11 protein-coding genes and 1 pseudogene are annotated in these 9,041 nt (G+C 38.6%); all 12 read left to right on the plus strand.

Features of this window, described 5'->3' with window-relative positions; genetic code table 11:
- Positions 1-561, plus strand: a pseudogene (locus tag Q0E20_RS09115) (terminase); the annotation flags it as partial.
- Between the two features lie 13 nt (positions 562-574).
- A complete protein-coding gene (locus Q0E20_RS09120; RefSeq protein ID WP_295999286.1) occupies positions 575-766 on the plus strand; it encodes a hypothetical protein in 192 nt (63 codons plus the stop codon).
- Between the two features lies 1 nt (position 767).
- Positions 768-2,489, plus strand: a complete 1,722-nt coding sequence (locus Q0E20_RS09125; protein WP_295999287.1) for a portal protein — start codon at positions 768-770, stop codon at positions 2,487-2,489.
- Positions 2,490-2,807, plus strand: coding sequence for a hypothetical protein (locus tag Q0E20_RS09130; protein ID WP_295999288.1), 318 nt, complete (start codon positions 2,490-2,492; stop codon positions 2,805-2,807).
- Between the two features lie 2 nt (positions 2,808-2,809).
- The gene (locus Q0E20_RS09135; protein WP_295999290.1) at positions 2,810-3,430 is read left to right on the plus strand and encodes a hypothetical protein; all 621 of its coding nucleotides are present in this window, start codon (positions 2,810-2,812) and stop codon (positions 3,428-3,430) included.
- A gap of 19 nt (positions 3,431-3,449) precedes the next feature.
- Complete coding sequence (locus Q0E20_RS09140) at positions 3,450-4,433, plus strand: major capsid protein (RefSeq protein WP_295999292.1); 984 nt, start codon at positions 3,450-3,452, stop codon at positions 4,431-4,433.
- A 14-nt stretch (positions 4,434-4,447) separates the two neighbouring features.
- On the plus strand, positions 4,448-4,804 hold the full coding sequence (locus Q0E20_RS09145) for a hypothetical protein (RefSeq protein ID WP_295999294.1): 357 nt from the start codon (positions 4,448-4,450) through the stop codon (positions 4,802-4,804).
- Positions 4,805-4,814: 10 nt separating this feature from the next.
- Positions 4,815-4,976, plus strand: coding sequence for a hypothetical protein (locus tag Q0E20_RS09150; RefSeq protein ID WP_295999296.1), 162 nt, complete (start codon positions 4,815-4,817; stop codon positions 4,974-4,976).
- Positions 4,977-5,027: 51 nt separating this feature from the next.
- Positions 5,028-5,621: a hypothetical protein gene (locus Q0E20_RS09155; protein WP_295999298.1), complete on the plus strand. Its 594-nt coding sequence runs from the start codon at positions 5,028-5,030 to the stop codon at positions 5,619-5,621.
- Between the two features lie 2 nt (positions 5,622-5,623).
- The gene (locus Q0E20_RS09160; protein WP_295999300.1) at positions 5,624-7,936 is read left to right on the plus strand and encodes a hypothetical protein; all 2,313 of its coding nucleotides are present in this window, start codon (positions 5,624-5,626) and stop codon (positions 7,934-7,936) included.
- Between the two features lie 220 nt (positions 7,937-8,156).
- The gene (locus Q0E20_RS09445; protein WP_367113252.1) at positions 8,157-8,408 is read left to right on the plus strand and encodes a phage protein Gp13 family protein; all 252 of its coding nucleotides are present in this window, start codon (positions 8,157-8,159) and stop codon (positions 8,406-8,408) included.
- Positions 8,401-9,041 (plus strand): hypothetical protein (locus Q0E20_RS09165; protein WP_295999303.1); only part of this gene is annotated, 641 nt, incomplete at its 3' end. The genes Q0E20_RS09445 and Q0E20_RS09165, both read left to right, overlap by 8 nt.

Consider the following 9,041-nt stretch of genomic DNA (forward strand, 5'->3'; position numbering starts at 1 on the left):
CCTGTAATCATCGGTGTAGACCCTGCATGGACTGGTGGCGATACGCTAGAAATTGTCATGAGGAATGGTAACTATATGAAATGTTTAGCTACCATTGAAAAGAATGATGATGATATGCGTATGGCTAACCTTATTGCTAAATTTGAGGATGAATACAAAGCAGATGCAGTATTTATCGACCAAGGGTACGGCACTGGTATTTACAGTATCGGTAAGTCGATGGGCAGAAAATGGCGGTTAGTTGCCTTTGGTGGTGCATCGCCTAACAATATGTATCTCAATATGAGAGCATATATGTGGGGAGAAATGAAAGAATGGCTGAAAGAGGGCGGTTCAATTCCTAATGAGCAAGGATTGTATGATGACCTCGTAGGGCCAGAAGCGATCATTGATAAAAACGGCCGTATTCAACTAGAGAGCAAAAAAGACATGAAAGAGCGTGGCTTACCATCACCAAATAAAGGAGATGCATTAGCCTTGACCTTTGCATTTAGGGTCACTAAAAAAGTAAATGGCAATCACAGAAGAGTAGCTAATACAGAGTACAAACCATTTGAGTAAAGGGGGAATGCAAATGTGTATGAAAGCTAAAGCACCAGACATACAACAACCAGCACCAGCACCAGTTGCACAAACTGATGACATGACGCAAAAGAGAGATGAACAATGGTTCACCGATAAAAAGCGTAAGAAAGCTGGGTATGATAGTACAATTTTAGCTAGTGCGTTGAATCAAGCGACAGGCAAAACAACATTAGGCGGTTAATATGAGTACTATTCTATCGAGTTTAGCAAGGCAACCAACAGAAAAGGTAGTCAAAAAGCCTAGAGACTACAAGAAAATAAAGACAAAGTTTAATCAAATGTTTATCAATCGCCAAAAGTACGTTGATAAATGGAAAATGATTAGAGACTATCAACTACCATTTCTTGGTGTATTTGATGGCGAACAAGACCAATCAAAGTTGTATACCGATAAAATCCTTACTGGGATTGCGTGGGAAAGTTGCCAGATATTTGCCAGTGGTGTAATGAGTGGAATGACACCGCCTAGCCGTAAATGGTTTAAACTCACTATGGAAAATACGGATATGGCGGCGAATAGTGATGTAGCGGAAGTATTAGATGAACGTGAAGAAATATTGTATGCAGTATTTGCAAAATCCAATTTCTACAATGTGGTTCACCAAGTCTATATGGAGTTACCATTTGGACAAGCCCCTATGTCAATCATGCCAGATAAGAAAACAGGTGTACGATTTACATCATATCCAATCGGAACATACGCATTAGAATGTAATGCGAATGGTGAGGTTAATACGTTTGGTAGAAAGTATAATATGACATGCGACCAAATCGTTGAAGAGTTTGGATATGATAATTGTACCGATACTATCAAGAGTGCATATGATGACGGCAAGGGCAATGCATCTACCTATACTGTGTGTTGGTTGGTATGTGAGAACAAAGACCGCAACGGAAAAATAGGCAACAAGAACATGCCTTATTCCTCTATTTACTGGGTTGAGGGGAGTAGAGATGATGAAATCTTGCGACATAGTGGCTTTGAGGAATGGGCGATACCAATTGCAAGACACACAACACATGATCTCAATGGTTATGGCAAAGGTAGTGCATGGTTTGCACAATCTGATGCAATGATGTTGCAGAAACTGGAATTAGACCGACTAACCGCTATTGAGTTAGGAGTGAAACCACCAATGGCCGTAACATCCGATGTAATTGGTAGTGTATCACTATTTCCGGGCGGTATAACCGAAGTCGATACAGGCGGTAAGGTTGAACCTATCTTTAACGTAGGTATCAATCTCGATTGGATAATGCAACAAATCATTGAAGTTAAAGACAGTATCAAGCGTGCATATAGTGCTGACTTATTCCTAATGCTCGATAATATGGACAATGGACAAATGACGGCAAGGGAAGTTATGGAACGCACGCAAGAGAAATTACAACAATTAGGGCCTGTGGTTGAAAGGTTATTATCTGAATTTCTTAATCCGATTATTGAACGCACCTATGCGATACTAGATCGTGCTGGTGTATTTCCACCAATTCCAGATGAAATGGCGGAACAGTTAAACGGACAAGACGTGAAGATTGAATACATTTCACCATTAGCACAGGCACAGAAAGTATCTTCATTAACTTCAATCGAACAGTATTTTGCGTTCCTTATGTCATTAGCACAGGGAAATCCAAATATCTTGCAGAAATTCAATTTTGAAGAAGCAGCGGATTATTATGGTGTTAACCTCGGTGTACCTGCAAAAGTAATTGTATCCAATGACGAATACGATGCTAAGTTACAAGAACAACAACAGGCACAACAAGAACAAGAGGAACAAGTACAAATGATGCAAGCGGCACAATTAGCACCTCAAATGGCTAGTGCTGCTAAACAAGCAACCGATGCAGCAAATGATGGAAACCCTGTTATGCAACAGTTAATGGGAATGGGGTACTAGATGAAACAAAAAAGAGATTATATGCGAGAACGTGATATTGAAGCGTTGAACCACGTACTGAGTACTAAACTCGGTAGGTGGTTTTTTTATCGCATATTGGATAGAGCGAAACTGAATAGCCAATCATTCACAGGCAACAGTACAACCTTCTTTAACGAGGGGATGAGGGCTATTGCTATTTCTTTGCAAAGTGATTTGGGAAGGATTGGCGATGGTATAGAGGGTGTTAAAAAATATCACCTAGCACAAATCGAAAATATTCAGATGCAAAAATATTTCAAGAATTTAGAACAAAGTGAATTAGAGAAAGGTGAATAACCATGGCAGAAGAACTAGAACAAGGCACGAATAATAACACAGGTAGTGCAGATGGTGGTACACCACAGGACACGAACACACAAGACCAACCAAATACGATTTTAGGCGGTGGCGGTGATACTAACACCGACCAACACGCAGAACCTATTGTATATGATTTCTCAACTGCATTTGAGGGTGGCGAAGTAGATCAAACCATCGCAGATGAGTTTTCCAAAATGCTAAATGGTGTAGGTGCTACACAAGAGCAAGCATTAGAGATGGCTAAGTTTGGTAATCAATATGCTACTAATCTTGTAACTGCTTATGAAAATCAAAAGCAAGAAGCATTGAAAGCACAATACAAAGGGTATGCAGATAACGCTCGTGAGGTATTAGGCAATAAGTTTGATGATACTGTCAGCCAAGCGGCCGCAGGTGTTGAAGCAGTAGAAAAGACTATTCCTAATATCCGTGAAATCCTAGCTGAAAATGGCTTGGGTAATCGTGTAGAAGTAATTCAACTATTCGCACATATTGCCAATATGGCAAGCGAAGATAACAACGCAGGGAACGGACAAGGCGGTAGCACATACATTTCCGAAGAGGAACGTGCAAAAATGCTTTATCCATCTATGAAGTAATTAATAAGAGGAGTATTAAATGGCAACAATTGGAACTATGAACCCTACATTATTAGATGTGCAATCTCGATTAGATCCTAATAATGCAATTGCACAAATCATCGAAATGATGAACCAAACAAATGAAATCGTACAAGATATAACTATGATTGAAGGTAATTTGCCAACAGGTCATAAAACAACTGTACGTACTGGTTTACCAGAAGCAACATGGAGAATGCTTAACTATGGTGTTAAACCTAGCAAATCCAAAACAAAACAAGTTACAGATACTTGCGGTATGTTGGAAGCATATGCAGAAATCGACAAATCCTTAGCTGATTTGAATGGCAATTCCGCATCATTCCGACTTTCCGAGGATTATGCTTTCCTTGAAGCCATGAACCAAGAATGGGCCTCTACATTATTCTATGGTGATGAAAATTCCCCAGAAAAATTTGTAGGCCTTGCAGCACGTTATAACGATAAATCCGCAGAAAGCGGTAAAAACATTATCGATGCTGGTGGTACTGCAAATCTTACATCCATTTATCTTGTAGTGTGGAGCAAAAATACTGTTCATGGTATCTATCCTAAAGGTTCTACTGGTGGTATTTCTCATGAAGATTTGGGTGTACAAACTTTAACAGACCCAGATGGTGGCCTTTATCAAGGTTATCGTACGCATTACAAACTCGATACAGGCTTAACTGTGCGTGATTGGAGATATGTTGTACGTATCGCAAATATTGATGTTACTGCATTAACTAAAGATGCTAAAACTGGTGCTGATTTGATTAATCTCATGATTAAAGCGGAAGAACTTATCCCTAATATGAATGTGGGCCGTGCAGCATGGTATATGAACCCAACTGTACGTACATTCTTACGTATGCAAAAGAACGAAGCTCACAAATACACGATTTCTGAAGATCAAGAAATGGGTCATACAGTGGTTCGTGCAAATGGTATTCCAGTACGCAAAACTGACGCGTTATTGTCTACTGAAGCACGTGTACAATAATAGGGGGTAACTACATGTATATCGATAAACAAAATACATTTTTCTACAAACAAGCTGTAACAGCTAATGTCAGCTCCGATGTTGTTATGAATGGCAACGGCGGTGATGCTGAGAAATCTTTGTGGCTAGTAATCCGCATCGACAAAGATGTAACTGGTACACCATTATTTAACTTGTATACTTCTAACACAGAAAACATCGCAAATGCAGTATTGTTGCATGGTATCACGCTAGGGGCTAATGCGAAAGCAGGCACTAAAGTTGCGGTGCGATTGTCAAGTGGTGCTAAAAAGTACTTGAAACTCAATGCTAATAACATGACCGCAGGTACAATTACTGCATTCTTGACACCTGATGTACGTTTAGTATAGGAGTAAAAATATGAAATATATTGTAAAAACAAAATGCTACCATAATACACATGGTTTGTTACAAGAAGGTGAAATCGTAGAATTAACTGCTGATGAAGTTAAAGAATACGATAAGAAATATTTCGCTAGTTTGTTTGATGCTATTGAAGAAGAAGATAAACCAGAAGAATAATTTAATGAGGGGTGCTTATGCATCCCTCTTTTTCATTATAAAGGGGGCAATATGACACCTACTGATATATGCAATATGGCTTTATCTTTAATCAATGGTGGTAGGATATATAGCCTTGATGAAGAAAACGAAACAGCTAGACAATGTAGATTGCATTATGAGATTACACGCAAAATGCTATTATCCCAATATGAATGGAACTTTGCACGAAAGCGTGAAGAATGTATTCAATCTGAGCATAAGCTAGCTGGATATAAGTACGTATATGCTTACCCCGAAAAGTGCTTACGTATTTTAGGGGTTATTCCTAAAGGTGAACGATTTAGAGCGGAAAGCCAAAAGGAATATGATGTGTTTACTTTTGACGATAACACAAAGTACATAGTAAGTGATGTACCTCTTGCGTATATTGACTATGTGTATGATGTGAAAGATATAGATATATTTAGTCCTGTATTTATTCAAGCGTTGAAGTCTAAAATGGGTTCTGATTTAGCTATGCCATTAACTGGTAATAGTGGCTTATTCGACCAATGCTACAAGTTGTATCAAGCAGCAATGCAAGAAGCTAAATCATTGAGTGCTAAAGAACGTAGGCAAGATATGCCTTTTATTTCTAACTATGTAAAAGCAAGGAGTTGGTAATCATGAAACCGATGTACATATCGCAACTTGCATTTACAACAGGGGAAATTTCGCCCGATGTGTCTAGGCGGTTTGATTTAGATCAATTCAAAAGTGCATTACTATTAGCAGAAAATGCAGTCATCAGACCTTATGGAGCAGTAGCTAGACGGCAGGGTTCAGAGTATATAGGGCAAGTCAAAAACAAAGATAAGTCTACAAGACTGTTTGAGTTTACGGCCGAGAAAAATAAATCATTCCTACTTGAGATTGGCGAACAGTATATCCGAGTGTGGCGGAATGGTATCTATACAGGTATAGAACTACAAACACCCTTTGAAAGTGATGTAGTTGATAAATTGAACTGCATTCAAAGTGGCGATGTCATGTTCATTTGCAGTGGTAAACATCCTGTTAAAACGTTATCACGATATAGTGATACAGACTGGCGATTTGATACATACAAGTTGTCAGAGCAACCATACGGCGAAGTAAACATTGACAAAGAAAGTACTGTAATCTTGAATGGCGATACCTTAACCGCCACAAAGGATGTATTCAATGCTGATATGGTTGGTTCAGTCATGCAGATTGAACATTTTGTTAAAGCAGTAAGCACCAGTAAAACTGGCGAAGTAATACAACGTACTGAATATGGCGGATATAGTAGAATTGTTGGTAAGAATTACAATAATATCAATTACGATGTAGAACAATTTAGTGCTGATGAGGATTTATCATGGAAATTCACATCACATGGTACATGGAATGGTACAGTAAAAATTCAAATCAGTAATGACAATGGCACTACATGGAAAGATTATAGGGTATATACATCCAATAATGACTACAACGTTACAGATACAGGCAAGGTATCGCCTAGTGCTAAATTGAAAGTTGTATCTGATTTGAAAGGTGGCAGCGTTAATGTAGACCTATCATTCTTGCCACATTCTAACTATGGTGTAGTTGAAATTAAAGAATTCGTGGATAGTAAGCACGTTAAAGTAAATGTATTGAATAGCGTTGTAGAAAACGAAGCCACCTCTAAATTCAGATTTGGACAATGGGGCAAAGGCCTTGGTTATCCTCGTGTATGTACGTTTTACCAAGATAGATTTATCCTAGCATCTAGTACTCAATACCCTAACTACATATGGTTTAGTCGCACAGGTGATTATTCCAACTTTGGTGTAGAAAAGGTAGGCGGTACGATTACAGATGATAGTGCAATCACACTACCAGTTATTAACCGCAAAATGTATGACATTAGGCACTTGATACCTGCTAATGACTTATTGATTTTGACGAGTGGTAACGAATGGATTATTGATGGTTCTAAAACTATCACACCAACTAATTGCAATTTGCGTACACAAACCCAACGTGGTGCATCTGAATGTGAGCCACAATACATAGGGAATAGATGCGTGTACGTACAGGCTAGAGGATGTGTAGTACGTGATTTAGGTTACTCGTATGAAAGCGATAACTACACAGGGGCAGACCTAACTCTATTCGTTAAGCATCTGACAAAGTATCGTAATTTTATCACAAGTGCTTATGCACAAGATCCAGATAGTATTGTTTACTACGTAACAGATGACGGCAATATTGATTGTCTAACTTACATACCAGAGCAAAAGGTATACGCATGGTCGCATTTCACAACTAAAGGCAAATACAAATATGCTGAGAGTGTAGCTGAGGGCGAGCAAGACAGTTTGTATGTAATCGTTGAGCGTAAATTTAAAAGCGGTACAGTGATGTGCATTGAACGATTTGAGCCAATGTACAACGCTGACAACGATAATGTGTACATGGATTGTTACATTCGACAAACTAGCACAGAGAATATAAGCACTATCACAGTACCTCATCTAATTGGTGAGGATGTGCAAATCGTTGTTAATGGTAGGGAACGTCCAATTAAGGAAGTACCACCTACGGCAATTATTAACATTGACGGAAAAGCACAAAGCGTAGCCGTTGGTATTAACTACACTACACGATTACGTATTCCTAGCATTGAAATGCAAATACAAGATGGTACGTTACAAGGTAGAGTATTAACGATGAGTAGACTATCAATGAATTTGTTAAATTCGTTTGGTGGTAAAGTCGGAAGAAACTTCAACCATATGGATGATATTTCTTTACCGCCACTCAAATTATATAGTGGTGATAAGGTATGTATATTGCCAAAATTCGATGAAGTGTACTCAACCGATGCATCTGTATGTATTTTGCACGAAAAACCTTATCCATTTAACCTTTTAAGCGTTACAAGAGAGATAGAAATAGGCGGTGGTTTTCCAAATGTTACAGGACTTTGATATTTGCCCTGTAAGGCACACTTCATTAATTCATGACTTATATATCAACTTACGTGCTATAGACACCTTAGAGGTCAATATAGCGAACCAAAATTTTCCGAATTATGGGAAAAATGATTTTGTAAGGGATATTTGTAGTGATGACTACGAAAACCACATTGTAATTGAGAATGATGTACCAATAGCCGTATATGGTATTTCAAAAAAGCCAATCAACGGAATGTACTGCATTTATTTCTTGGGGAATAAGGTGCTAGATACGAATTCGAAATTACAAAAGGAATTTCTAAAACGAAGTAACGCAATCATAAAAGAGTGGTTATCCACTCATGAATGTTTATTCAATTTCATACATAAGAAAAATAACCGCTCGAAGCGATGGCTTACATCACTAGGGGCGGTTATTCATTCTGATATAACACATAACGGAATGGAACTATTCACATTGAGAAAGGAGTATGCGAATGTGTAGTCCTATTGCATTAGCAGCTGGAAGTTTAGTAACAACGCTATGGGGGCAAAATCAACAGACTAAAGCACAAACTGCAATGTATAACGCACAGGCACAAGCAGCGGAAGCGAATGCACGTATATCTGATAGGAGACAACAGGATATTGCCAATCAAGCACTACAAGAGCGAGATAAGATGGACAATAAAATGCGGTTGATTGCAGGTCAGAATACGGCAGAAACAGGTGCTACTGGATTGTCAATGAGCGGTTCGCCATTACAGTTAATGTCAAGTAGCTATGATGAATACAACAAAGATATTAACAATTGGGAAACTAGCAAAAACAATAGTATCTACAATGAATATCTTAATGGTGTTAATTATCGTAATGAAGCTAATAGTGCAAGGGCGGCAGCTGCTAATGCTAAAACGCAAGGGCGGATGCAAATGCTCGGTACTATCTTGAGTGGTGCATCTAGTATCTATGGTTTGAAACAACAATATGCAGGTAGCAGTGCAAGTGCGAAGAACTATAAAACTGTATATGGCGGTGATACAGACTATGATGCTATTACAGGTTTAAAACAAGGTGATGACCTTAGATTACAACAAGGCGAGGGGCCGGGATCTATTGTTACTGTTCGTAAGGTTAG

Origin of the sequence: uncultured Veillonella sp., assembly GCF_934230905.1 — a bacterium.
In the GTDB taxonomy this organism is placed as follows: Bacteria; Bacillota; Negativicutes; order Veillonellales; family Veillonellaceae; genus Veillonella.